This window comes from Curtobacterium sp. MCBD17_040 (genome assembly GCF_003234805.2).
In the GTDB taxonomy this organism is placed as follows: Bacteria; Actinomycetota; Actinomycetes; order Actinomycetales; family Microbacteriaceae; genus Curtobacterium.
Genome location: NZ_CP126273.1, coordinates 2227413 through 2252292, shown reverse-complemented (window position 1 = coordinate 2252292; position 24880 = coordinate 2227413). Strand labels below are relative to the sequence as shown.

The window sequence follows — 24880 nt, the reverse complement described above, 5'->3', positions numbered from 1 at the left end:
CCTCGGAGTGGGCGAAACGGGCATCGACCGACGTCCCCGGGGCCCGAGTGGCCGGGGCGGGGGGAGTCAGACGCAAACGGGCATCTGTTTCTGCATTTTTATCCCCGGATTTGTTTGTTTGTCAATCGGAATCGATGTATGGTCGTCGCAGCGCGCCGCCCGTGCGCCGTCGTCCAGCCCCACCGCACCGCCTGATCTGCGCGATGAGATGAAGGAGTCTCGAATGTCCGAACTGCCCGGAACCGGGGTGGGCCGCGGCGTCGCGCTCGGACCCGTGCTGCGCATGCCCGAGCCCCTCGGCGCTCCGTCGTCGGCACCGCTCGACGGTCCGGTCGAGGCCGCGGACGCCGCCGTGCACGAGGCCGTGGCCGCGGTCGCCGACGACCTGACGAAGCGCGGCGCGCTCGCCGGTGGCGACGCCCAGGCCGTGCTCGAGGCCCAGGCGCTCATGGCGCAGGACCCGACGCTGCTCGACGACGTCCACACCCGGATCAGCGGTGGCGCGAACGCGGAGCGCGCCGTGCACGACGCGTTCGCCGCGTTCCAGGACATCCTCGCCGCGATGGGCGGCTACATGGGGGAGCGGGCGGCCGACCTCGGCGACGTGTCCCAGCGCATCATCGCGAAGCTCCGTGGGGTGCCCGCACCGGGCGTGCCCGACTCGGACACCCCGTTCGTCCTGGTCGCGCGCGACCTCGCCCCGGCGGACACCGCCCTGCTCGACCTCGACAAGGTGCTCGCGCTCGTCACGAGCGACGGCGGCCCCACCTCGCACACCGCGATCCTCGCCCGGGCGAAGGGCATCACGGCGATCGTCGGCGTCGAGGGCGCCGCGGACCTCGTCGACGGCCAGACGGTCGTCGTCGACGCCGCTGCCGGCGTGGTCGTCACCGACCCCGATCCCGACCTCGTCACCGCGACGGAGGCCCGGATCGCCGAGCGTCTCGCCGCGGCCGACCGACCGGTCACCCCCGGCGCGCTCGCCGACGGCACGCTCGTGCCGCTCCTGGCGAACCTCGGCAACCCCGCCGATGCCGCGGGCGCCGTCGCGCTCGGCGCCGAGGGCGTCGGCCTGTTCCGCACCGAGTTCCTGTTCCTCGACTCGCCGACCGCACCGACCGTGGAGGCGCAGCGTCAGGCCTACGTGCAGCTGCTGTCCGTGTTCCCCGGCAAGAAGGTCGTCGTCCGCGCGCTCGACGCGGGGGCGGACAAGCCGCTGTCGTTCCTGACCGATCAGGACGAGGAGAACCCCGCGCTCGGTCGCCGTGGCCTCCGGGCGCTGCGACACCACGAGGCGGTCCTCCGTGACCAGCTCACCGCGCTCGTCCAGGCCGACGCCGAGACCGAGGCCGACCTCTGGGTGATGGCGCCGATGGTGGCGGACGCCGAGGAGACCGCGTACTTCGTGTCCCTGGCCCGCGAGCTCGGTGTCCGGACCGCGGGTGTCATGGCCGAGGTGCCGTCGCTCGCGCTCCTCGCCGAGCAGGTGTTCCAGCAGGCGGACTTCGTCTCCGTCGGCACGAACGACCTGACGCAGTACACGCTCGCCGCGGACCGGCTGCTCGGGTCCGTCGCCTCCTACCAGGACCCGTGGCACCCCGCGGTGTTGCGCCTCGTCGCCCAGCTCGGTGCTGCCGGGCGCGACGCGGGCAAGGCCGTGGGGATCTGCGGCGAGGCCGCGGCCGACCCGCTGCTCGCCGTCGTCCTCGTCGGTCTCGGCGCCACCACGCTCTCCATGACCCCCGCCGCCCTCGCGGACGTGCGCGCCGAACTCGGCCAGCACACCCTCGAGCAGGCGCGCGAGATGGCCCGGGCCGCGCTCGCCGCCCCGTCCGCCGCGGCCGCACGTGCCGCTGCGACGTCGGCGCACGTCGCCTGACCTCCCCGTCCCGTTCCCTCCGATCCGTTCCCACGAACCCACACCAGAAAGAACGCACATGACAACGACGTCCGTCGCAGCGACCGGCGCCCCCGCACAGAAGCGGGGCGGCGGTCGGGTCGCCGTCCAGAAGTTCGGCGCCTTCCTCTCCGGCATGGTGATGCCGAACATCGCGATCTTCATCGCGTGGGGCATCATCACCGCCTTCTTCATCCAGACCGGCTGGACTCCCGTCGGCGTCCTCGGCGGCTTCGGCACCACGCACGGCGTCGCGAACGTCGGCGTAGTCGGCCCGATCCTCACCTACCTCATCCCGCTCGCGATCGCGATCCAGGGTGGCCGGATGGTCTACGACATCCGCGGTGCGGTCGTCGGCTCGATCTTCACCATGGGCGTCATCCTCGGCGCGTCGGGCACGACGATGATCCTCGGCGCGATGATCTGCGGCCCGCTCGGCGCGTACCTCATCAAGCAGGTGGACCGCATCTGGGACGGCAAGATCAAGCCGGGCTTCGAGATGCTCGTGAACAACTACGCGGCCGGCATCCTCGGCTTCGGGTTGTTCATGGTCGGCTTCTTCTGGCTGTCCTGGATCTTCCTCCGCATCGCGGACGGCCTCGGTGCCGCCGTCGAGTGGCTGGTGCACGCGCACCTGCTGCCGCTCGCGAGCGTCATCATCGAGCCGGCGAAGGTCTTCTTCCTCAACAACGCGATCAACCACGGCGTGCTCGACCAGCTCGGCGCGCAGCAGGTCCAGCAGTCCGGCAAGTCGATCCTGTTCCTCCTCGAGGCGAACCCCGGCCCCGGTCTCGGCATCCTCCTCGCCTTCACCTTCTTCGGTGTCGGCGTCGCGCGGTCGACGGCTCCCGGCGCGATCCTCATCCAGTTCTTCGGTGGCATCCACGAGATCTACTTCCCGTACGTGCTGCAGAAGCCGATCCTGTTCATCGCCGTCATCCTCGGTGGTGCGACCGGTGTCGCCACGAACGTCACGTTCGGGTCCGGTCTCGTCGCCCCGGCCTCGCCCGGTTCGATCCTGGCGGTGCTCTTCAACACCTCGCGGGACAGCTACGTCGGCGTCATCCTCTCCGTCGTCCTGTCGGCGCTCGTGTCCGGCGCCGTCGCGTCCTTCTTCCTCATCTCGACCCGCAAGCGGGACCTGGCCGCCGGTGGTGGCGACATGAGCGACGCCCTCGCCCGCATGCAGGCGAACAAGGGCCGCGACGTCAACGCGGCGACCGCGGGCATCTTCGGCTCGAACGCCCCGGCGAACGAGGAGGAGACCGAGTCGTCCTTCGGCGGCGTCGGGTCCGCGACGGGCACCACCACCGCCACGCGCGTCCAGAACGTCGTGTTCGCCTGCGACGCCGGCATGGGCTCGAGTGCCATGGGCGCGAGCGTCCTGCGGAACAAGATCAAGAAGGCCGGTATCGAGGGCGTCACGGTCGTCAACAAGGCGATCGCGAACCTCTCGGGTGACGAGGACCTCATCATCACCCAGGAGGAGCTCACCGACCGGGCGAAGCAGAAGAACCCGAACGCGCAGCACGTGTCGGTCGGTAACTTCATGAACGCGCCCCAGTACGACCAGGTCGTCGACCAGCTGAAGCAGCAGTAACCGCACCACACGGCACCACACCCACGGGGCGGGGGAACGCGGACGACGTGTTCCCCCGCCCCACAGCCACGAACAAGGAGAACCACCGATGCCCGTCCTGCAGGAGAGCCAGATCCGGATCCACACCGCGGACACCGCTCCGACCAAGACGGAGGCGATGAAGGAGGCGGCTGACATCCTCGAGGCCGCCGGTGCGGTCACGGGGGACTACTATCCCGCCATGCTCGAGCGCGAGAAGAGCGTGTCCACCTACATGGGCAACTTCCTGGCGATCCCGCACGGCACGAACGAGGCGAAGGACGCCATCAAGACGTCCGCGCTGTCGTTCATCCGCTACGCGTCGCCCATCGACTGGGACGGCAACGAGGTGCGATTCGTCGTCGGCATCGCCGGCGTCAACAACGAGCACCTCGACATCCTGTCGAAGATCGCGATCGTGTTCTCCGACGAGGACCAGGTGCAGGCGCTCACCGAGGCACCCGACGCCGGGGCGATCATGGCGATCCTCGGCGAGGTGAACGAGTGAGCGTCGCCGTCCACTTCGGTGCCGGCAACATCGGGCGCGGCTTCGTCGGGCTCCTGCTCCACGAGGCCGGGTACGAGGTCGTCTTCGCCGACGTCGCCGCGCCGCTCATCGACGCACTCGCGGCCGCCGACTCGTACACGGTGCACGAGGTCGGCGCCGGTGCGCAGGACCACGTCGTGACGGGCTTCCGCGCGGTGAACAGCGCTCAGGACGAGGCCGGCGTGGTCGCCGAGGTGGCCGCGGCCGACGTCGTCACGTGCGCCGTCGGGCCCACCGTGCTCCGGTTCATCGCCCCGGTCATCGCGCGCGGCCTCGTCGAGCGCGACCCGGGGACAGCGCCGCTCGCCGTGATGGCGTGCGAGAACGCGATCAACGCGACCGACCGCCTCCGCGAGTTCATCGTCGACGCACTGCCCGAGGGCGAGCGGGACGCGGCGCTCGCCAAGGCGGTGTTCGCGAACACCGCCGTCGACCGTATCGTCCCGGCACAGCCGGCCGACGCGGGCCTCGACGTCACCGTCGAGACCTACTTCGAGTGGGCGATCGACCGCACGCCGTTCCCCGGCACGGAGCCCACGATCCCCGGAGCGCACTACGTCGACGGGCTCGCCGCGTCGATCGAGCGGAAGCTCTTCACCGTCAACACCGGGCACGCGACCGTGGCCTACCACGGGTACCTCGCCGGTGCGGACAAGATCTCGGACGCGATCGCGATCCCCGCGGTCCGGTCGGCCCTCGAGTCCGTGCTCGGCGAGACGAGCGACCTGCTCGTCCGTCGGCACGAGCTCGACCCCGAGGTGCACCGCGCCTACGTGACGGCCATCATCGCCCGCTTCGAGAACCCGCACCTGCCCGACACGGTGACGCGGGTCGGGCGGCAGCCGCTCCGCAAGCTCTCGCGCGACGAGCGCTTCGTGTCGCCCGGGGCTGCCCTCGCCGAGGAGGGCGTCGAGCCGACCGCGCTGCTCGACGCCATGGGCGCCGCGCTCCGCTTCGACGTCCCGGACGACGAGCAGAGCGTCGAACTCCAGGCCCTGCTCCGATCGGATGCCTCGGACACGGACGTCGCGCAGCAGATCACCGGTCTGGAGGCCGGACACCCGTTCCTCGCACCGTTCATCGACCGCGTGGCCGCGGTCCGCGCCTGACGCGGAGCCGCATCCCGCACCGACGCAGGCCCGCACCGGGCCAGCTCGACGGCCGCCGTCCCTCCCGGGCCGGCGGCCGTCGTGTCGTCTGCGCCAAGCGCGCCGGGGCGGTCGCCGACCGCCCCGCTTCCAGGCCGGCTCCGGGGCGCCGTGCAGCCGTCGGGCGTTGGATGGCGCGGACGGTGCCGACGGACGACACCGGACGGGAGTGGACCGGGATGGCCAAGCGGTGGATCGCGCCGGAGTTCGGCGGCGTCGAGGTGTTCGAGTTCGTGGAGACGACCGTGCCGGAGCCCCGCGCGGGTGAGGTGACGATCAGCGTCCGGGCGGCCGGCGTCAACCCCGCCGACTACAAGCACACCCAGGGCGGTCCGAACGCCGACCGCTCCCAGTTGCCGATGGGGATCGGGTACGAGGTCGCGGGCGTCATCAGCGCCATCGGACCGGGGACGACGATCGCGTCCGGCGGTGGGAGCACCGGCGACCGCGTCATCGCGTTCCGGGTCGACGCCGGCTACGCGACGGACATCACCGTCCCGGCGCACGACGTGTTCGCGGCGCCGGACACCCTCGACGATGCCGCGGCGGCGAACCTGTTCCTCGCCGGGACGACGGCGGCCGACGTGCTGCGGGTCGTCCACCCGGGCGAGGGCGACACGGTGCTCGTGCACGGTGCGTCCGGAGCGGTCGGGGTCAGCGTGCTCCAGCAGGCGCGACAGCGGGGCATCCGCCTGATCGGCACCGCGTCGGAGGCGAACGCCGAGACGGTACGGCGGTTCGGCGGCGAGCCCGTGGCGTACGGCGAGGGCCTGGCCGACCGGGTGCGCGCGCTCGCACCGGAGGGTGTCGCGGCGGCCATCGACTGTGTCGGCACCGATGAGGCGGTCGACGTGTCGCTCGAGATCGTGGCCGACCGCGACCGCATCGTGACCATCGCGGCGCACGGTCGTGCCCAGCAGGACGGCTTCCGGGCCGTGGGCGGTGCGCAGCCCGAGAGTGCCGCGTTCCGGGACTCGGTGCGGCAGCAGCTCGTGGACATGGCGGCGTCGGGGGAGCTCGTCGTGCCGGTCGCCCGGACATGGCCGCTCGCCGACGCCGTCGAGGCGCTGCGGTTCCTGCAGGAAGGCCACCCGGGCGGCAAGCTCGCACTCGTCCCCTGAGCAGGGCGCCTCGGTGCGGTCGGCGTGGCGGTCGCGGTCAGACGACCCGGAGTCGGACGAGCGAACCGTCGACCACGAGGTCGCGCACCGTCACCCCGGGATCGGCGATCGCGAACCGCAACGCACCGCCGGGCTGGTCGAACCAGGGCTGCACGAGCCGGACGTTCACGAGGAACGGCCGGTCCGTCACGTAGCGGTGCACGTCCGGGCGCTGCATCGCGTGCGGCGGCAGTGACCGAGCGGGGAGCGGGGTGTCCAGGGGGTGCAGCAGGTAACCGTCGGGACCGCCGACGCGGTCGACGGGGATCCCGGCTGGGATCTGGATCGTCAGGCCCGCGTTGCCCGCGCCGTGCGCCTGCGCCGCGAGCTGCGGGTACGTGGCACCCGCACGATCGCGGAGGGCGTCGAGTTCGGACTGCCGGACGTCGCGGGCCGGCGGGAACGGACGGTTGAGGAACCGCCGGAGCATCTCGACCGCGTCGTCCTCGCTGCGGGCCACGGCCAATCGGCGGGGGTTGCCGTAGTCGACGACCTCGAGGGCCCAGTCCTGCCCGTGCGCCGACGCGGCGTCGACCGGCACGATCCGCAGGGCTCCCTCGACCGGCTCGTCGAGCGGGTGCTCCCCGGGGAGCACCACGTACCGGTCGGTGTAGCCGAGCTGATCGAGCGTGGGGCGGACGTCCGCGAAGGTCATGGTCGGAGCCTACCGAGCGGTCCTAGGCGCGGCCTCGGACGAGTGCCTGCTTGACCTCTGCGATCGCCTTGGTGACCTGGATGCCGCGCGGGCAGGCGTCGGTGCAGTTGAAGGTCGTGCGGCAGCGCCACACGCCCTCCTTGTCGTTGAGGATGTCGAGACGGACCTTCGCCTCGTCGTCGCGGGAGTCGAAGATGAACCGGTGCGCGTTGACGATCGCGGCCGGACCGAAGTACTGCCCGTCGGTCCAGAACACCGGGCACGAGGACGTGCACGCCGCGCACAGGATGCACTTCGTCGTGTCGTCGAAGCGCTCACGCTCGGCGACGGACTGCACGCGCTCCTTGCCCTTCTGCGGGGCGGACTTCGACTGCAGGAACGGCTGGACCTCGCGGTAGGAGGCGAAGAACGGCTCCATGTCGACGACGAGGTCCTTCTCGAGCGGCAGGCCCTTGATCGCCTCGACGTAGATCGGCTTCGACACGTCGAGGTCCTTGATCAGCGTCTTGCAGGCGAGCCGGTTCCGGCCGTTGATGCGCATGGCGTCCGAGCCGCAGACACCGTGTGCACACGACCGGCGGAAGGTCAGCGAACCGTCCTGCTCCCACTTCACCTGATGCAGGGCGTCGAGGATCCGGTCCGTCGGCAGCATCATCACGCCGAACTCCTGCCAGTGCGGCTCGGTGTCGACGTCCGGGTCGAACCGGCGGACCATGAGGGTCACCGGGAACGAGCCGGGAGGTGCGGTGCGGCTCGCGGGGGCGTCGCTGACCAGGGTGTCGGTCATCTCAGTACTTCCTCTCCATCGGCTGGTACCGCGTGATGACCACGGGCTTCCAGTCGAGTGTGATGTGGTCGTCGGCGAGCGAGGAGTGCGGATCGCCCGTCAGGTACGCCATGGTGTGCTGCATGTAGTTCTCGTCGTCGCGCTTCGGGTAGTCGTCGCGCATGTGGCCGCCACGGGACTCCTTGCGGTTCCGCGCGGAGAACACGACGACCTCGGCGAGGTCGAGCAGGAACCCGAGCTCGACGGCCTCGAGCAGGTCGGTGTTGAACCGCTTGCCCTTGTCCTGGACGGAGACCTGGAGGTACCGCTCACGGAGCTCGTGGATGGTCGCCGTCACCTTGGCGAGCGACTCGTCCGTGCGGAACACCTGGGCGTTCTTGTCCATCTCGTCCTGCAACTCCTTGCGGAGGCTCGCCACGCGCTCGGTGCCCGTGGAGGCCCGCAGCTGCTCGAGCATGCGGCGCACGTTGCCCGCCGGGTCCTCGGGGAGCGGGACGAACTCCGCGGTCTGCACGTAGGCCGCCGCGTTGTTGCCGCTCCGCTTGCCGAACACGTTGATGTCGAGCAACGAGTTCGTGCCGAGCCGGTTCGACCCGTGCACGGACACGCAGGCACACTCGCCGGCGGCGTAGAGGCCCGGCACCACGGTGTCGTTGTCCCGCAGGACCTCGGCGTTCGTGTTCGTCGGGATGCCCCCCATGGCGTAGTGGGCGGTCGGCATCACCGGCACGGGCTCCGTCACCGGGTCGACACCGAGGTACGTGCGCGCGAACTCGGTGATGTCCGGGAGCTTGGTCTCGAGGACCTCGGCCCCCAGGTGCGTGCAGTCGAGCAGGACGTAGTCCTTGTTCGGGCCGGCCCCGCGGCCCTCCGCGACCTCTTGCACCATGCACCGGGCGACGATGTCGCGGGGCGCGAGGTCCTTGATGGTCGGTGCGTAGCGCTCCATGAAGCGCTCGCCGGAGGCGTTGCGGAGGATCGCGCCCTCACCGCGGGCGCCCTCCGTGAGCAGGATGCCGAGGCCCGCCAGGCCCGTCGGGTGGAACTGGAAGAACTCCATGTCCTCGAGCGGCAGGCCGGAACGCCACACGATGCCGACACCGTCGCCGGTGAGGGTGTGGGCGTTCGAGGTCGTCTTGTAGATCTTGCCGAACCCGCCGGTCGCGAAGATCAACGCCTTGGCGTGGAACACGTGGAGCTCGCCCGTCGCGAGCTCGAACGCGACGACGCCGACGGGCTGCTCGCGGGTGACGCCGTCGTCGCCCGTGACCTCGGCCATGACGAGGTCGAGGGCGTAGAACTCGTTGAAGAAGTTGACACCCAGCTTGACGCAGTTCTGGAACAGCGTCTGCAGGATCATGTGGCCCGTGCGGTCCGCCGCATAGCAGGCGCGGCGCACCGGCGCCTTGCCGTGGTCGCGCGTGTGACCGCCGAACCGACGCTGGTCGATCTTGCCCTCGGGCGTCCGGTTGAAGGGCAGCCCCATGTTCTCGAGGTCGATGACCGCGTCGATGGCCTCCTTCGCCAGGATCTCGGCGGCGTCCTGGTCGACCAGGTAGTCACCGCCCTTGATCGTGTCGAACGTGTGCCACTCCCAGGAGTCCTCTTCCACGTTGGCGAGCGCCGCCGCCATGCCGCCCTGCGCGGCGCCCGTGTGGGATCGCGTCGGGTACAGCTTCGAGATCACGGCCGTGTTCGCCTGCGGGCCGGCCTCGATCGCCGCTCGCATGCCGGCGCCTCCCGCGCCGATGATGACGATGTCGAACTGGTGGTGGTGGACCCCGTCGACGACGGAGCTCGTGGGTGCAGCGGTGGTGTCGGTCACGGACTTCTCTCGAGTGTGGTCAGGAGGGCGGAGCTCAGTGCGCGGGGCAGAACGACGGCAGGTCGGCAGCCGCGGCGCCCGCCGGGCACGGGTCGAAGGTCCAGCAGACGAGCGTGCCGAGCGCGATCAGCACGACGCACGCGACGAGCACGGCGCCGAGCAGGGTGCGCCGCACGGCCGGTCGGCCGACGTAGTCGTTGATGATCGTGCGCATGCCGTTCGAGCCGTGGATGAGCGCGAGCCACAGCATGAGCGTGTCCCACACCTGCCAGAGCGGACTCGCCCACTTGCCGGCGACGAAGGCGAAGTCGATCTGCTTGACGCCACCCCCGGCGACCATGTTGATGAACAGGTGCCCGAAGATGAGCACGACGAGGACGATCCCCGACGCGCGCATGTAGATCCAGCCCCACTTCTCCCAGTTGGTGGTGCGGCGGGCGGCCGGGGCGGAACGCGGGGCCTCGACGGTCTCGGTGGTCATCGGATCTCCTCCGCTCAGTGCAGGTCGGCCACGAGGTTCATGATCTGGGTCGGCAGGAAGCCCGCGATCAGCACCACCCAGATCCCGACCACGATCCAGAACATGAGCCGCTGGTACTGCGGTCCCTTGCTCCAGAAGTCGACCGCGACGATGCGCAGGCCGTTGATCGCGTGGAAGACGATCGCCATCACGAGGCCGGTCTCGCCGAGGTTCATGATCGGCGTCTTGTACGTGCCGATGACGGCGTCGTACGCGGCGGGCGAGAGTCGGACGAGGGCCGTGTCCAAGATGTGCACGAGCAGGAAGAAGTAGATCGCGACGCCCGTGATGCGGTGCAGCACCCACGACCACATGCCGGCGCCGCCGCGGTAGAGCGTGCCCGACGGGGCCCGCGGTGGTCGCGGTGTCGGTGCCGACGTGGGACCGACCGGCGCCGCGACTGCCGTCGCGCCACCGGGTTCGTCGTGCACAGCGGTCTGCTCGGCCATGAGCGCGCCCTCCCGTGGGATGCTCGGCCGCCGATCGGCGGCCGTTGCCGTTCGTGTTCGTGTGGAACACGGACCATCCTACGGCCGGGCACCGACCTCCTCGTGCCATGCCGTCCGGGGGTGACCACGTGAACGGGCCGTGGCGATCCGGGGACGGGGGCCGCGCCTCCCGGACCGGCGGCCGGTGCCCCTGCCGCTCGTGCCGCCCCCGCCGATATGGTGACCGGATGACCGACGACCTCGAGCGCTTCTACGCCATCATCCCCGCCGGTGGCATCGGCTCCCGACTCTGGCCGTTGTCCCGGGCGGACGCGCCGAAGTTCCTCCACGACCTGACCGGCACGGGCGCGTCCCTGCTCCGGTCGACCTGGGACCGCCTCGCCCCGCTGAGCGGCGACCAACGCATCATGGTCGTCACCGGCCGTGCGCACCGCGCCGCCGTCGAACGCCAGCTCCCCGGTCTCGCCGACCACAACGTCGTGCTCGAGAGCGAACCGAAGGACTCGACCGCCGCGATCGGCCTCGCCGCCGCGATCCTGCGGCGCCGCGAGCCCGACGTCGTCATCGGCTCGTTCGCGGCCGACCACGTGATCGGTGACGTCCGCGGGTTCCGCCGGTCCGTGCGGGAGGCCGTGGTCGCGGCCGAGGCCGGGTACATCACGACGATCGGCATCACCCCGACCGAGCCGGCGATCGGCTTCGGCTACATCCACGCGGGGGAGCGGATCCACGTCGACTCGGCGAAGGACGTCCACGCCGTCCAGTCGTTCGTCGAGAAGCCCGACCTCGAGACGGCGACCGCGTACGTCGCAGACGGCTCCTACATGTGGAACGCGGGGATGTTCATCGCCCGGGCGGACCGACTGCTCGAGGAGATCGGGCGGAGCGAACCGGAACTCCTCGCCGGGATCGAGGAGCTCGCCGCCGCGTGGGACACGTCCTCGCGCGGGGCCGTCGTCGACCAGGTGTGGCCGCGACTCAAGAAGATCGCGATCGACTACACCGTCGCCGAGCCCGCCGCGGCGGCCGGGCGCATGGCGGTCGTGCCCGGGGACTTCGACTGGGACGACGTCGGCGACTTCGCCTCGCTCGCCAAGCTGCAGTCCGGCGGCCGACCGCACAACCTCGCCGTCCTCGGGGACAACGCCCGCATCCTCGCGGACTCGTCGAGCGGCATCGTGGTCAGCCACAGCGACCGGCTCATCTCGCTCATCGGCGTCGACGACATCGTGGTCGTGGACACCCCGGACGCGCTGCTCGTCACGACGAGCGCCAACGCGCAGCGGGTCAAGGGCGTCGTCGACGCGCTCAAGATCAGCGGTCGCGACGACGTGCTGTAGCCACGCCGCGTCGGAGTCCGCGCTGGTACCCCGGTGCCCGCGTCCGGGGTACCAGCGTTACGAGCGCGTTACAGGTTCGTCGCGATCGGGCAACGGTGCCCAGCCCCCGGCCGGAGCGGTCCTGCACCGGCCGGACCGTCGTGTACTGTCCTTCCGATCGCCCGGTGCGCAGAGCCGGGCTGCACCCCTGTGGAGGACACCCCGTGACATTCAGCACCCGTAAGCTCGCGCTCGGCGGCCTGGCCCTGCTGGGCACCGTGACGATGCTCGCCGGCTGTTCGGCCGCCCCGTCGTCGTCCAGTGCGTCGGGCTCGAAGTCGGACTTCCTGCCGTGCATGGTCTCGGACAACGGCGGCTTCGACGACCACTCGTTCAACCAGCTCGGCTACGACGGCCTGCAGGACGCGGCAAAGTCGCTCGGCGTCACCCCGAAGACGGTGCAGTCGACGGACTCGAACGACTACAACCCCAACATCCGCACCCTCCTCAGCCAGAAGTGCAGCCTGATCGTGACGGTCGGCTTCAACCTCGAGGCCGCGACGAAGTCGAACGCCGCGTCGAACGCCAAGACGAACTTCGCGATCATCGACGACACCCTGCAGTCGAAGAACATCAAGCCGGTCACGTTCGACACCTCGCAGGCGGCGTTCCTCGGCGGGTACGCGGCGGCCAGCTACTCGAAGACCGGCGTGGTCGGCACCTTCGGCGGCCAGAAGCTCCCGACCGTGACCATCTACATGGACGGCTTCTACGACGGCGTCCAGTACTACAACCAGCAGCACGGCAAGGACGTCAAGGTCGTCGGCTGGAACGAGAAGACGCAGCAGGGTTCGTTCACGGGTGGCTTCTCGGCCGGCACGCAGGCCAAGTCGGTGGCACAGTCGCTCCTCGACCAGAACGCCGACGTGATCTTCCCCGTCGGTGGCCCGATCTACCAGTCCGCGGCCGAGGCGATCAACGACGCCAAGAACGGCAGCGTCCTCATCGGCGCCGACAGCGACCTCTACACCGCGGACCCGCGCTACAAGAGCATCGCCCTGACGAGCGTCCTCAAGGGCATCCGACAGGCCACGACCTCGGTCGTCGAGACCGCGGGCAAGGGCAAGTACTCGAACGCCCCGTACGTCGGCACGCTGAAGAACGACGGCGTCGGGCTCGCCCCGTTCCACGACTACTCGTCCAAGGTCGACTCCTCGCTCGCCGGCGAGCTGAAGACGATCAAGGCCGGGATCATCAGCGGCAAGATCAAGGTCGCGACCCAGTCGAACGTCAAGTAACACCCCGTCGCGGGCGGACGGCTCCGGCCGTCCGCCCGCGTTCGTGCGCCCACCACGGGACCACCGCGGCGGCGCCGCCCTCCACCAGCGGACCCGCGCCCACCCCTGCGCGACTCCCGAGAGAAATAGAATCCGGCCCATGAAGCTCGAGCTCCGCGGCATCACCAAGCGCTTCGGCGCCCTCGTCGCGAACGACCACATCTCGCTCACCGTCGAGCCGGGCGAGATCCACTGCTTGCTCGGTGAGAACGGCGCGGGCAAGTCCACGCTCATGAACGTCCTCTACGGCCTGTACCAGGCGGACGAGGGCGAGATCCTCCTCGACGACACGGTGCAGCACTTCGACGGCCCGGGCGACGCGATGCGCGCCGGCATCGGGATGGTCCACCAGCACTTCATGCTCGTGCCGGTGTTCACCGTCGCCGAGAACGTCATGCTCGGACACGAGCCCACGACCTTCGGCGGCCGTCTCGACCTCGCGGGCGCCCGCAAGCGCGTCCGCGAGATCTCCGAGCACTTCGGGTTCGACGTCGACCCCGACGCCAAGGTCGAGGACCTGCCGGTCGGCGTCCAGCAGCGGGTCGAGATCATCAAGGCCCTGTCGCGCGACGCCTCGGTGCTCGTGTTCGACGAGCCGACCGCGGTCCTCACCCCGCAGGAGACCGACGAGCTCATGTCGATCATGCGGCAGCTGCGCGAGGCCGGCACGGCGATCGTGTTCATCACCCACAAGCTCCGCGAGGTCCGCGAGGTCGCCGACCGCATCACGGTCGTGCGGCTCGGTCGCGTCGTCGGCGAGGCCTCGCCCACCGCGTCGAACGCCGAGCTCGCCGCGCTCATGGTCGGCCGCAGCGTCGAGCTCGTCGTCGACAAGGCCCCGGCCACACCCGGGGCGGACGCCCTCGTGGTCCGCGACCTCACGGTGACCGACGCAGCGGGCCACGTCCTCGTCGACGACCTGTCGTTCTCGGTCCGACGTGGCGAGATCCTGGCGATCGCGGGCGTCCAGGGCAACGGCCAGACCGAGCTGACCGAGGCCATCCTCGGGCTCGAGACCGTGCACGCGGGCACCATCACCCTGGACGGCCGGGACATCACCGACGCGAGCGTCAAGAAGGTGCTCGACGCCGGGGTGGGCTTCGTCCCCGAGGACCGACAAGAGGACGGCCTCGTCGCCGAGTTCTCGATCGCCGACAACCTCATCCTCGACCGCACGTCCTCGTCCGAGTTCGCCAGCGCGGGCACGATCCGGTCCGCCGAGCGCGACCGTTTCGCCGACGACAAGATCGCCGAGTTCGACGTCCGGACGCCGAGCCGGACCACCGCCGTCGGACGCCTGTCGGGCGGGAACCAGCAGAAGGTCGTCATCGCGCGCGAGCTGAGCCGCGACCTCCGGTTGTTCGTCGCCGCGCAGCCCACCCGCGGCATCGACGTCGGGTCGATCGAGTTCGTGCACAAGCGCATCGTCGCCGCGCGCGACCAGGGCGTCCCCGTCATCGTCGTCTCGACCGAGCTCGACGAGGTCGTCGCGCTCGCCGACCGCATCGCCGTGATGTACCGCGGCACCATCATCGGCATCGTCCCGGCGGACACCCCGCGTGACGTGCTCGGCCTCATGATGGCGGGGGAACTCCCCGCCGGGACGGAACTCGCCGCATGACCGACGACTCCCGGACGCCGACGACGGCGGCCGAACCGGACCTCCAGACCGACGACCGACTGCAGGACCTCGAGGCGGGCACGTCGCTGACCACCGAGACCGCCGACGGCGGCGGCGGCGGCGGGGACCGCTGGTCGGCGGCGCTGCGCGGGATCCTGGGCGGCTCGGTCCTCGTCACGGTGTTGGCCGTGGTCCTGGCGCTCGTCGCCAGCGGCATCCTCATCGCGATCACGGACAAGACGGTCACGACGGCGATGGGCTACTTCTTCGCCCGTCCCTCCGACACCTTCGTGGCGATCGGGCACAGCGTGGGCGGCGCGTTCCTCAGCATGTTCGACGGCGCGGTGTACGACCCGGGCCAGTCGACCTTCTCGTCGGGCATCGCGTCGCTCTGGACGACGATCGACTTCGCCACGCCGCTCATCGTCGCGGGCCTCGGGGTCGCGGTGTCGTTCCGCTCCGGACTGTTCAACATCGGCGGCCAGGGGCAGATCCTCGTCGGCGCCGCCTCCGCCGCCTGGTTCGGGTACTCGTTCCACATGCCGGCGATCGTGCACATCCCGCTGACGGTCGTCGCGGGCATCGTCGGCGGTGCGATCTGGGGCGGGATCGTGGGCGTGCTGAAGTCCCGCACGGGCGCGCACGAAGTGATCGTCACGATCATGCTCAACTACGTGGCGCTGTACCTGCTCGAGTACGGCCTCGGCACGAAGGGGCTGCTCCAGGCGCCCGGGAGCGCGAACCCGCAGTCGTCGCCGACGCTGCCGTCCGCGGTCCTCCCGACGCTCATCGGTGGCCAGGGGACCGGCGTCGACATCGGGATCCTCATCGCCATCGCGGCCGTCGTGTTCACGTGGTGGCTCATGAACCGGTCGACGCTGGGGTTCCGCTTCCGCACCGTGGGCGAGAACCCCCGTGCGGCGCGCGTCGCCGGCATGGACGTCGGCAGCATCACGATCTGGGCCATGGTGATCTCCGGGGCCCTCGTTGGCATCGCCGGGGCCTACCAGGTGCAGGCCGCGGTCACCAGCGGGTACGACCAGGGCATCGACGCGGGCATCGGGTTCGACGCCATCACGGTCGCGCTGCTCGGTCGCTCGAAGCCGTGGGGCGTCTTCTGGGCCGGTCTGCTGTTCGGTGCGCTCAAGGCCGGCGGCAGCTACGTGCAGGCCAGCCAGAACATCCCCATCGACATCGTCAGCGTCATCCAGGCGCTCATCGTCCTGTTCATCGCGGCCCCGCCGCTCGTCCGCGCGATCTTCCGGATCCCGCAGCCGGGTGCTCGCCGCACCAAGCGGAAGGCGGTCGCCGCGTGAGCGTCCTCGCCCCCAACGCCACCGCGCCGGCCGCGTCCGCCGCGGACCGTCCGGTGACGGCCATCCGGAGCTGGAAGGCACCGATCGGGTACGGCGTGTTCACGCTGTTCGCACTCGTGCTGTTCGGCGTGTTCCACAAGCCCGGCACGTCCACGTTCGAGCTCGCGTCGGCGCACGACCTCGTGCAGCTGCCCGCCGTGCCGCTCCCCGCGACCGGGACCGGCATCGTCGTCATCGTCCTCCTCGCCATCGGGACCGCCTACGCCACGTGGCGGGCAGCACGGTCGCGGAAGGTGCAGACCTGGGTGACCGTGCTGTTCGCGATCGCCTTCGTCATCGCGTTCCTCACGTGGGCCTCGCCCGGTTCGACGATCCCCGTCCCGGGTCTGCTCGTCGGCGCGCTCGGCCTGTCCGCCCCGCTCATCTTCGGCTCGCTCGGCGGTGTCATCTCCGAGCGCGTCGGTGTCGTGAACATCGCGATCGAGGGGCAGTTCCTCGCCGGTGCGTTCGCGTCCGCCGTCGTCGCGAGCATCACCGGTTCGGCGTGGGTCGGACTCGTCGCCGCGGTGATCGCCGGGGTGCTCGTGTCGTTCATCCTCGCGGCGTTCAGCATCAAGTACCTCGTCGACCAGGTGATCGTCGGCGTCGTCATCAACGCGTTCGTCTCGGGCCTCACCGGGTTCCTCTACTCCAAGGTCCTCGCGACCGACACGGCGCTCAACGTCGGCGTGCGGTTCCCGGCGATCGAGATCCCCGGACTCTCCGCGATCCCGATCATCGGCCCGGTGTTCTTCCACCAGTCGGTGATCGTGTACCTCATGTACATCGCGGTCGCCGCGGTCACGATCGGCCTGTTCACCACCCGCTGGGGCCTCCGGCTCCGGGCCGTCGGCGAGCACCCGCAGGCGGCCGACACCGTGGGCATCAACGTCACCAGCACCCGGTTCTGGAACGTCTCGCTCGCGGGCGCGATCGCCGGTCTCGGCGGTGCGTACTTCACCCTCGGGAACGCGGGCCCGTTCGCGAAGGACATGACGGCCGGCGCCGGGTACATCGCCCTCGCCGCCGTCATCTTCGGTCGGTGGGACCCGATCAAGGCGACGCTCGCCGCGCTGCTCTTCGGGTTCGCATCGAATCTGCAGAACCTGCTCGCGGCGATCCACTCGCCGGTGCCGACGCAGTTCCTGCTCATGCTGCCGTACGTCGTGACGATCTTCGCCGTCGCCGGACTCGTCGGGCAGTCCCGCGGTCCAGCCGCGTCCGGCAAGCCGTACATCAAGTCCTGATCCACCGCGGCCGCCCCCCCAGGAGGAGCGATCGGCCGCGACCTGCTCCGCCGGGAGGCACACCCCATGTCCGCAACCGACCCCGCCACCCAGTCCGCGCACGCGGCGGAGGCGGCCCCGTCCCTCCCGGCCGACGTGGACTGGGACGCCCTGCGGGCGGCCGCGACCGAGGCGATGGGCCACGCGTACGTGCCCTACTCGTCGTTCCCCGTCGGGGCCGCCGCGATCACCGAGGACGGCCGCGTCGTCGCCGGCTGCAACGTCGAGAACGCCTCGTACGGTGTGACGCTCTGCGCCGAGTGCTCGCTCGTGTCCCAGCTCCACATGACGGGCGGTGGCCGGCTCGTCGCGTTCACCTGCGTCGACGGCAGCGGCTCCGTGCTCATGCCCTGCGGGCGCTGCCGGCAGCTGCTCTTCGAGCACTCCGCCGAGGGCATGCTGCTCGAGACCGTGTCGGGCGTCCGCACGATGGACGAGGTCCTGCCGGACGCGTTCGGGCCGCGGACCCTCGCGACCTACCGGGCGGAGCACCAGTGACCGCCGTGGAGCCGTTCGACACCGTCGACCTCATCCGCACGAAGCGGGGCCGCGGCACGCTGTCGACCGCCGAGATCGACTGGCTCGTCGACGCCTACACCCGCGGGTACGTCGCCGACGAGCAGATGGCGGCGCTCGCGATGGCGATCTTCCTCAACGGCATGGACCGGCGCGAGGTGCGCGACCTCACCCTGGCGATGATCGCGTCCGGCGAACGCATGTCGTTCGACGGACTCGGCAAGGTCACGGTGGACAAGCACTCGACCGGTGGCGTCGGCGACAAGACCACCCTGCCGCTCGCCCCGCTCGTCGCGTCGTTCGGCGTCGCCGTGCCGCAGCTGTCCGGCCGTGGACTCGGGCACACCGGTGGCACCCTCGACAAGCTCGAGTCGATCCCCGGCTGGCAGGCCTCGCTGTCGAACGCCCGGATGCGTGAGGTCCTCGCCGACGTCGGCGCGGTCGTGTGTGCGGCCGGGTCCGGACTCGCGCCGGCGGACAAGAAGCTGTACGCGCTCCGCGACGTCACCGGCACGGTCGAGTGCATCCCGCTCATCGCGTCGAGCATCATGAGCAAGAAGATCGCCGAGGGGACGGGCGCGCTCGTCCTCGACGTCAAGTTCGGGTCCGGCGCGTTCCTGCAGGACATCGAGCAGTCCCGGGCCCTCGCCCGCACGATGGTCGAACTCGGGCAGGACGCCGGCGTCGCCACCACGGCGCTGCTCACGGACATGGACGTCCCCCTCGGCCGGACCATCGGCAACGCGCTCGAGGTCCGTGAGTCCGTCGAGGTCCTCGCCGGCGGCGGTCCGGCCGACCTCGTCGAGCTGACGCTCGCGCTCGCGACCGAGATGCTGCAGCTCGCAGGCCTGCCCGACGCCGACCCGGCCGCCGCGCTCGCAGACGGACGAGCGATGGACACCTGGCGTCGGATGATCGCCGCGCAGGGCGGCGAACCGTCAGCGCCACTCCCGACGGCTCGCGAGACCCACGTCGTCACCGCGCCGCGCTCGGGCGTGCTCACCGAGCAGCAGGGGCTGCCGTTCGGCATCGCGGCCTGGAGGCTCGGTGCCGGTCGTGCGCGCGCGCAGGACCCGGTGCAGGCGGGCGCCGGGATCGAGCTGCACGCGAAGCCGGGCGACGCCGTGACCACGGGGCAGCCCCTGTTCACGCTGCACACCGACGAGCCCGCGCGCTTCGACCGGGCCCTCGATGCGCTCGAGGGCGCCTGGGGGATCGGGGACACCGCGCCGGAGCGCGGTTCGATCGTGCGGGAGCGCATCGGCCGGTAGCCTTGGGGGCATGAGCGCCCCCGACCAGACCTACCGGCTCCCGGACGGCGGGGCGGTGATCAACGACCTGCCCAAGGTGTCCCTGCACGATCACCTCGACGGCGGCCTCCGCCCGACGACCATCGTCGAGCTCGCCGACGCGGCCGGGGTGTCCCTGCCGACGACCGACCCGGACGACCTCGGGCGCTGGTTCGCGGACCAGTCGAACTCCGGGTCGCTCGTCGAGTACCTCAAGACGTTCGACGTCACGACCGCCGTCATGCAGAGCCGCGAGGGACTGACGCGTGTCGCGCGGGACTTCGTCGAGGACCTCGTGGCCGACGGTGTCGTGTACGGCGAGGTGCGCTGGGCGCCCGAGCAGCACCTCCAGGGCGGCCTGACGCTCGACCAGACCGTCGAGGCGGTGCAGCAGGGCATCGAGGAAGCCGTGGACGCCGCTGGCGGGCGGATCCGCGTCGGCCAGCTCGTGACCGCGATGCGCCACGCCGACCGCGGGCTCGAGATCGCGGAACTCGCTGTGCGGCACCGTGACCACGGGGTCGTCGGCTTCGACATCGCGGGCGCCGAGGACGGCTTCCCCGCATCGCGGCACCGTGCGGCGTTCGACTACCTGGCGGCGCAGTTCATGCCCGTCACCGTGCACGCCGGCGAGGCGGCGGGGCTCGACTCCATCCGATCGGCGCTGCTCGACGGTCGTGCGCTGCGGCTCGGGCACGGCGTCCGCGTGTTCGAGGACGTCGAGATCACCGACGCCGACACGGACGGCTCGGCCCTCGCGGCCCTGGGCGAGATCGCGTCGTGGGTGCGGGACCGTGAGATCCCGCTCGAGGTGTCGCCGTCGTCGAACCTGCAGACCGGGGCGATCGCGGCCTGGGGCGACGACCTGGCGGACCACCCGTTCGACACGCTGTACCAGCTCGGGTTCCGGGTCACGGTCAACACCGACAACCGGCTCATGAGCGACACGTCGTTGTCGAAGGAGCTCGCGCTCCTCGCCGCGACGTTCGGGTACGACCTCGACGACCTCGCGGCGTTCCAGATCAACGCCGCGCTCGGAGCGTTCCTGCCCCTCGAGGACCGCGAGGAGATCATCGCGACGATCACCACGGGTCACGCCGAGGCATGACCGCCACGCTCCCGCCGCTCCCTGACAGCGCCGTCGTGATCCACGAGACGGCGGCGGACTGGCGCGCGGCCATCGGTCTCGCGGGCGGAGCGCTCGCCGCATCGGGAGCGACGGACCCCTCCTACGGCCGGTCGATGGTCGCCATGGTCGAGGAGCACGGCCCGTACATCGTGATCTCGCCCGGGCTGGCGTTGGCGCACGCCCGACCGGGTCCCGAGGTGCACCGCGACGGTCTCGCCGTGGTGACCCTGGCCGCACCGGTGGTCTTCGGGCATCCGCACAACGACCCCGTTCGGGTCGTGCTCGGGCTCGCCGTGGCGTCCGTCGGAGGGCATCTCGACTCCATCGGCGCCCTGGCGAACCTGTTCAACGACGCCTCCGTGACCGATCGGTTGGCGGCGGCGCAGAGCCCGGACGAGGTCCGGCAGATCATGGGGGTGACGGCATGAAGATCGTGACGATCTGCGGTGCGGGTATCGGTTCGAGCGGGATCCTCAAGGTCAACGCGGAGCGGGCGCTCGCCGACCTCGGGCTCGACGCCGACGTCGTCGCGGCCGACGTCGCCTCGGTGCGGGACGTCGCGGCTGACGCGCAGGTCATCCTGACGAGCGAGGAGTTCGTGGAGGCCATCGGACGGACCTACGCCGAGGTCATCGTCATCCGGAACCACTTCGACCAGCAGGAGATCTCGGCCGCGGTCGAGCGAGCGCTCGGCTGACCGCGGCCGGGTCGCTCCCGTTCGTTGCGCCGCTGTGAACCGCCGAGTGGACAACGAGCGGGCCATCGCGCGGCTCAACCCGCTGCGGCCCGGTTCGACCTCAGTCAGCTCATGCCACGTGCGCGAGGAGACCGACCCGAGCGAGTTGCTCCGGTGCTGTGCCGCCGGGTTGGATGTCGGCCCACACGAGACGGAGCACCGTCCGGACGCCCGGAACGCTCCGGAGCCGGTCCTCGCGCCGCTTCTCGTCCATCACGACGCGCTCGCTGGAGCGACCGTGCCGCATCGCTCGCGACCGGTACTTCACCGCGCCGTCGAACTCGACGATGACGCCACTGGTCGGGAACCAGAAGTCGACACGTCCGATGAGACCGTCGGCGTCGTGGAAGGGTGCTTGCAGGACCGGCATCGGCGCACCGAGATCGTGCATGAGCAGGCGCGTGACGCTCTCGCCCGGGGACCCGCTGTCCCCGCTCGCGAGGGCGATCAGGTCTGCAGCACGGCGACGGGCGCGTGACGCCGGACGCATGCGGAGTTCTCGCGTGAGTTCTGGCCGCCGGACTCCCGACCGCAGCAGCGCATCGAGGACGACGATGGCGTGCCGTCGATCCTCGGCGAGTGCGATGTCGACGCCCGTGGCAGCCGGGGTCGTGACGAGGGACCGACGCCAGCGGGTCACCGTGATGAACCGCGTCGCTCCGCCGAGCTTCCGGATCGTGCTCCGCCGTTGACCGTTGACGCGCTTCGGATCGGTGACCGTGACGATCGACGGGAACGCACCGAGCCAGGGGAGACCGTGCACGGCGACCGCTGAGGAGTGAGACACCACATTCCCCGGCGCCGTGGTCGGCAAGACGGCGCGGATCCGAGCACGGTGTCGCACGTCGGCGCTCGCGGCATCCCAGTGGTCGGTCCGGACGAAGCGACCGGGAGCGAGGCGTGTCAGCGCACCTCGCTCCGTCGCTCGTCGCAGTTGTCGGCCGAGCTCGGGGTCGGACGGGGTCGCGATGACGGACAGCTCGTGCATGCGGCCATGGTGCAGGAAGCACGGTGCAGCACCGTCCCTCGGACCGTCGGTTGTGGAGAGTCCGGGGGACTAGGAGACGAGGGGGCGCACCGCGTCCGCGATCCGCTGCACGAGGACCGCCGCGGCGTCCGGGCCCTCGGAGGACACCGTGTCGATGTAGACCTTCACCTTCGGCTCCGTACCGCTCGGCCGCACGATCACCCGTGCGCCGCCGTCGAGGTCCCAGCGCAGGATGTCGGACGGCGGGAAACCCTCCACGCCGTCGCGGAAGTCCGTGACCTCGAGGACACCGATGCCGTCGAGATCGGCCGGCGGTGTCTCCCGGAGCGCGGACATCACCTGTCCGATGCGGTCGAGGTCGTCGACACGGACGGACACCTGCCCCGAGCCAGCGGCACCGAACGTGTCGGCGAACTCCTGCAACCGGTCGGCGATGGTACGGCCGTGAGCGGCGAGTTCGGTGGCCAGACCCAGGAGCACGACCGCCGCCGAGATGCCGTCCTTGTCGCGGATGACCTGCGGGTCGACGAGGTACCCGAGGGCTTCCTCGTACCCGAAGACGAGGCCCGGGACCCTGGAGACCCACTTGAAGCCGGTCAGGGTGTCGCGGTAGTCCAGGCCGTACCGCTCCGCCACGTGCCGGAGTGCGGGGGAGCTCACGATGCTGGCGGCGAGGGTCGGCCTGGTGCCCTCGTCCACGGCGTCACCCGTCGCCCGCCCAGCTCGACCCTGAGCAGCCTGCTCCGCCGCACGCCAGCCGAGCAGCCATCCGACCTCGTTGCCCGAGAGCCGCCGGAAGGACCGGGAGCCGTCGTCGGCGGGAACGGGGATCGCGAGCGCCAGGCGGTCGGCGTCCGGGTCGTTGGCGACGACGAGATCGGCGTCGAGCTCGACACCGCGCGCCAGCGCCAGGTCCATGGCCCCCGGCTCCTCCGGGTTCGGGAAGGCCACGGTGGGGAATGCCCCGTCGGGCTCGATCTGCTCGGGGACGACGTCGGGCTCGGCGAACCCGGCAGCCGCGAACACCTGGCGGGCGGTGGCCCAGCCGACGCCGTGCATGGCCGTGTAGACGACGCGCGGCTGCTCCTGCGGCGGCAGGGCGGGTGCGTCGACGAGACCGGCGGTGGCGGCGACGTACGCGTCGACGACCTCGGTGCCCTGGATCGCGTAGGCATCGCTGCGGGCGAGGTCACGGATGTCGCCCGCGGCGACGGCGTCGATGGCCTGGGCGATCTCGGCGTCGACGGGTGGGACGATCTGGGAGCCGTGGTCGCCCTGGCCGAGGTACACCTTGTAGCCGTTGTCCCGCGGCGGGTTGTGGCTCGCGGTCACCATCACCCCGGCGCCGACGTCGAGGTGTCGGACGGCGAACGCGAGCACGGGCGTCGGCAGGGCCTCGGACAGCAGCGTGACCTCGATGCCGAGCCCCGCCAGGACCTCGGCGGAGTCGCGGGCGAACACGTCGGAGTTGACGCGGCCGTCGTAGCCGATGACGACACTGCGGACGCGCCCGGAGTCGATGAGGAAGCGTCCGAGTCCCGCCGCGGCCTGGGTGACGAGCACGCGGTTCATCCGGGTCGGTCCGGCGCCGAGCTCGCCCCGGAGGCCGGCCGTGCCGAACGCGAGGCGCGACCCGAAACGGTCCGCGAGCGGCGCCCAGTCGTCGTCGTCGCGGGCAGCACGGAGCAGCGCGTCGAGTTCGGCGCGGGTCTCGTCGTCGGGGTCCTGGTCGAGCCAGCGCGTCGCGGCATCGAGCAGGGCTGCGCGGGTCGACTCGTCGTCCGGGTCGTGCGCGCCGGACACCGTGCCGCTCACAGTGCCGCCACGACCCGGGCGAGCAGGTCGGCGATCACGGGCTCGGCGTCCTTGCCGGCTTGCAGGACCTCGGCGTGCGAGAGGGGTTCCTTCTGGATCCCGGCAGCCAGGTTCGTGATGAGCGAGAAGCCGAGCACCTCCATGCCGGCCTGCCGCGCGGCGATGGCCTCGAGCGCGGTGGACATGCCGACGATGTCACCGCCGATCGTCCGGGCCATGCGCACCTCGGCCCAGGTCTCGTACTGCGGCCCGCGGAACTGCGTGTACACGCCCTCGTCGAGCGTCGGGTCGATCTCCTTCGCGACGGCGCGGAGCCGTGCGGAGTACAGGTCGGTCAGGTCGACGAAGGTCGCGCCCTCGAGCGGGCTGTCCGCGGTGAGGTTGATGTGGTCGCTGATGAGGACGGGCGTGCCGGGCTTCCAGTGCTCCTTGATGCCGCCCGCGCCGTTCGTGAGCACCATGATCGACGCGCCGGTCGCGGCAGCGGTGCGGACGCTGTGCACGACCCGGCGGACGCCGTGGCCTTCGTAGTAGTGCGTCCGAGCGCCGATGACGAGCGCGTGCCGCCCGTCAGGCATCCGCACGGATCGCAGCGTTCCGGTGTGTCCGACGACCGCGGAGGCGCTGAACCCGGGGACCTCGGTGGCGGGGACCTCGGACACGGTCTCGCCGAGGAGGTCCGCGGCCTTCGCCCAGCCGCTCCCGAGGGTCAGGGCGATGTCGTGGTGCTCGATGCCCGAGCGGTCCGCGATCACGGCGGCGGCGTCGCGGGCGACCTCGAACGGGTCGACGGCGGGGTCGTTCAGGGGGTTCTCGCTGGTCGTGGTGGCCATGCCGACAACTCTAGATGCGGCTCGTCCGCGCGCTCGTCGACGGCCCCCGC

Annotated in this window: 23 protein-coding genes; 15 read left to right on the top strand and 8 right to left on the bottom strand. The window is 70.9% G+C overall.

The window, feature by feature from the left end:
- Window positions 1-223 precede the first annotated feature (223 nt).
- From ptsP to DEI94_RS10505, 5 genes are all read left to right on the top strand, one after another.
- The gene (gene ptsP, locus DEI94_RS10525; protein ID WP_111026211.1) at window positions 224-1879 is read left to right on the top strand and encodes a phosphoenolpyruvate--protein phosphotransferase; all 1656 of its coding nucleotides are present in this window, start codon (window positions 224-226) and stop codon (window positions 1877-1879) included.
- A 58-nt stretch (window positions 1880-1937) separates the two neighbouring features.
- Window positions 1938-3497 carry a PTS mannitol transporter subunit IIBC gene (locus tag DEI94_RS10520; protein ID WP_181435169.1) on the top strand — a complete coding sequence of 520 codons (1560 nt, stop codon included), beginning with the start codon at window positions 1938-1940 and terminating at the stop codon, window positions 3495-3497.
- Between the two features lie 88 nt (window positions 3498-3585).
- Window positions 3586-4023 carry a PTS mannitol transporter subunit IIA gene (locus tag DEI94_RS10515; protein ID WP_111026210.1) on the top strand — a complete coding sequence of 146 codons (438 nt, stop codon included), beginning with the start codon at window positions 3586-3588 and terminating at the stop codon, window positions 4021-4023.
- Window positions 4020-5171, top strand: a complete 1152-nt coding sequence (locus DEI94_RS10510; RefSeq protein WP_111026209.1) for a mannitol-1-phosphate 5-dehydrogenase — start codon at window positions 4020-4022, stop codon at window positions 5169-5171. Before DEI94_RS10515 ends, DEI94_RS10510 begins: the two co-directional genes overlap by 4 nt.
- A gap of 218 nt (window positions 5172-5389) precedes the next feature.
- Window positions 5390-6331 (top strand): NADP-dependent oxidoreductase, encoded by a 942-nt coding sequence (locus DEI94_RS10505; RefSeq protein WP_111026230.1) that lies wholly within the window; start codon window positions 5390-5392, stop codon window positions 6329-6331.
- A 37-nt stretch (window positions 6332-6368) separates the two neighbouring features.
- Here DEI94_RS10505 and DEI94_RS10500 read toward each other — a convergent pair whose 3' ends face one another.
- Genes DEI94_RS10500 through sdhC form a run of 5 tightly spaced genes read right to left on the bottom strand, consistent with a single transcriptional unit; the run spans window position 6369 to window position 10606 of the window.
- Window positions 6369-7025, bottom strand: a complete 657-nt coding sequence (locus DEI94_RS10500) for a TNT domain-containing protein (RefSeq protein WP_111009502.1) — start codon at window positions 7023-7025, stop codon at window positions 6369-6371.
- A 22-nt stretch (window positions 7026-7047) separates the two neighbouring features.
- Window positions 7048-7812 carry a succinate dehydrogenase iron-sulfur subunit gene (locus DEI94_RS10495; protein WP_111026208.1) on the bottom strand — a complete coding sequence of 255 codons (765 nt, stop codon included), beginning with the start codon at window positions 7810-7812 and terminating at the stop codon, window positions 7048-7050.
- A gap of 1 nt (window position 7813) precedes the next feature.
- Window positions 7814-9637 (bottom strand): succinate dehydrogenase flavoprotein subunit, encoded by a 1824-nt coding sequence (sdhA, locus tag DEI94_RS10490; protein WP_111009504.1) that lies wholly within the window; start codon window positions 9635-9637, stop codon window positions 7814-7816.
- A gap of 34 nt (window positions 9638-9671) precedes the next feature.
- Window positions 9672-10118 (bottom strand): succinate dehydrogenase, hydrophobic membrane anchor protein, encoded by a 447-nt coding sequence (sdhD, locus tag DEI94_RS10485; protein WP_111009505.1) that lies wholly within the window; start codon window positions 10116-10118, stop codon window positions 9672-9674.
- A 14-nt stretch (window positions 10119-10132) separates the two neighbouring features.
- Window positions 10133-10606, bottom strand: coding sequence for a succinate dehydrogenase, cytochrome b556 subunit (gene sdhC / locus DEI94_RS10480; RefSeq protein ID WP_111009506.1), 474 nt, complete (start codon window positions 10604-10606; stop codon window positions 10133-10135).
- 227 nt (window positions 10607-10833) lie between these two features.
- Here sdhC and DEI94_RS10475 point away from each other — a divergent pair, with 227 nt between their 5' ends.
- The 10 genes from DEI94_RS10475 (at window position 10834) to DEI94_RS10430 (ending at window position 21155) form a co-directional block, all read left to right on the top strand.
- Window positions 10834-11946 carry a mannose-1-phosphate guanylyltransferase gene (locus DEI94_RS10475; protein WP_111009507.1) on the top strand — a complete coding sequence of 371 codons (1113 nt, stop codon included), beginning with the start codon at window positions 10834-10836 and terminating at the stop codon, window positions 11944-11946.
- A gap of 203 nt (window positions 11947-12149) precedes the next feature.
- Window positions 12150-13223, top strand: coding sequence for a BMP family lipoprotein (locus DEI94_RS10470; RefSeq protein WP_111026207.1), 1074 nt, complete (start codon window positions 12150-12152; stop codon window positions 13221-13223).
- A 139-nt stretch (window positions 13224-13362) separates the two neighbouring features.
- On the top strand, window positions 13363-14883 hold the full coding sequence (locus tag DEI94_RS10465; RefSeq protein WP_111026206.1) for an ABC transporter ATP-binding protein: 1521 nt from the start codon (window positions 13363-13365) through the stop codon (window positions 14881-14883).
- Window positions 14880-16199: an ABC transporter permease gene (locus DEI94_RS10460; RefSeq protein ID WP_111026205.1), complete on the top strand. Its 1320-nt coding sequence runs from the start codon at window positions 14880-14882 to the stop codon at window positions 16197-16199. Before DEI94_RS10465 ends, DEI94_RS10460 begins: the two co-directional genes overlap by 4 nt.
- Window positions 16196-17485, top strand: a complete 1290-nt coding sequence (locus DEI94_RS10455; RefSeq protein ID WP_111026204.1) for an ABC transporter permease — start codon at window positions 16196-16198, stop codon at window positions 17483-17485. Before DEI94_RS10460 ends, DEI94_RS10455 begins: the two co-directional genes overlap by 4 nt.
- 66 nt (window positions 17486-17551) lie before the next feature.
- Window positions 17552-18022: a cytidine deaminase gene (locus DEI94_RS10450; RefSeq protein ID WP_111026203.1), complete on the top strand. Its 471-nt coding sequence runs from the start codon at window positions 17552-17554 to the stop codon at window positions 18020-18022.
- Window positions 18019-19311: a thymidine phosphorylase gene (locus DEI94_RS10445; RefSeq protein WP_111026202.1), complete on the top strand. Its 1293-nt coding sequence runs from the start codon at window positions 18019-18021 to the stop codon at window positions 19309-19311. Before DEI94_RS10450 ends, DEI94_RS10445 begins: the two co-directional genes overlap by 4 nt.
- A gap of 10 nt (window positions 19312-19321) precedes the next feature.
- Window positions 19322-20437, top strand: coding sequence for an adenosine deaminase (locus tag DEI94_RS10440; RefSeq protein ID WP_111009514.1), 1116 nt, complete (start codon window positions 19322-19324; stop codon window positions 20435-20437).
- Window positions 20434-20886 carry a PTS sugar transporter subunit IIA gene (locus tag DEI94_RS10435; RefSeq protein WP_111009515.1) on the top strand — a complete coding sequence of 151 codons (453 nt, stop codon included), beginning with the start codon at window positions 20434-20436 and terminating at the stop codon, window positions 20884-20886. The genes DEI94_RS10440 and DEI94_RS10435 overlap by 4 nt, the downstream gene beginning before the upstream one ends.
- Entirely contained in the window at window positions 20883-21155 is a 273-nt protein-coding gene (locus DEI94_RS10430; RefSeq protein ID WP_111009516.1) for a PTS sugar transporter subunit IIB, read from the top strand. The genes DEI94_RS10435 and DEI94_RS10430 overlap by 4 nt, the downstream gene beginning before the upstream one ends.
- A gap of 109 nt (window positions 21156-21264) precedes the next feature.
- Here the strand turns inward: DEI94_RS10430 and DEI94_RS10425 are convergent, their stop codons facing one another.
- The 3 genes from DEI94_RS10425 to DEI94_RS10415 all read right to left on the bottom strand — a co-directional run bounded on the left by DEI94_RS10425 (window position 21265) and on the right by DEI94_RS10415 (window position 24830).
- Window positions 21265-22182 carry a hypothetical protein gene (locus DEI94_RS10425; RefSeq protein ID WP_111009517.1) on the bottom strand — a complete coding sequence of 306 codons (918 nt, stop codon included), beginning with the start codon at window positions 22180-22182 and terminating at the stop codon, window positions 21265-21267.
- Between the two features lie 69 nt (window positions 22183-22251).
- A complete protein-coding gene (locus tag DEI94_RS10420; protein WP_375334760.1) occupies window positions 22252-23997 on the bottom strand; it encodes a phospho-sugar mutase in 1746 nt (581 codons plus the stop codon).
- Window positions 23994-24830 (bottom strand): purine-nucleoside phosphorylase, encoded by an 837-nt coding sequence (locus tag DEI94_RS10415; protein ID WP_111009518.1) that lies wholly within the window; start codon window positions 24828-24830, stop codon window positions 23994-23996. The genes DEI94_RS10420 and DEI94_RS10415 overlap by 4 nt, the downstream gene beginning before the upstream one ends.
- Between the last annotated feature and the right edge of the window lie 50 nt (window positions 24831-24880).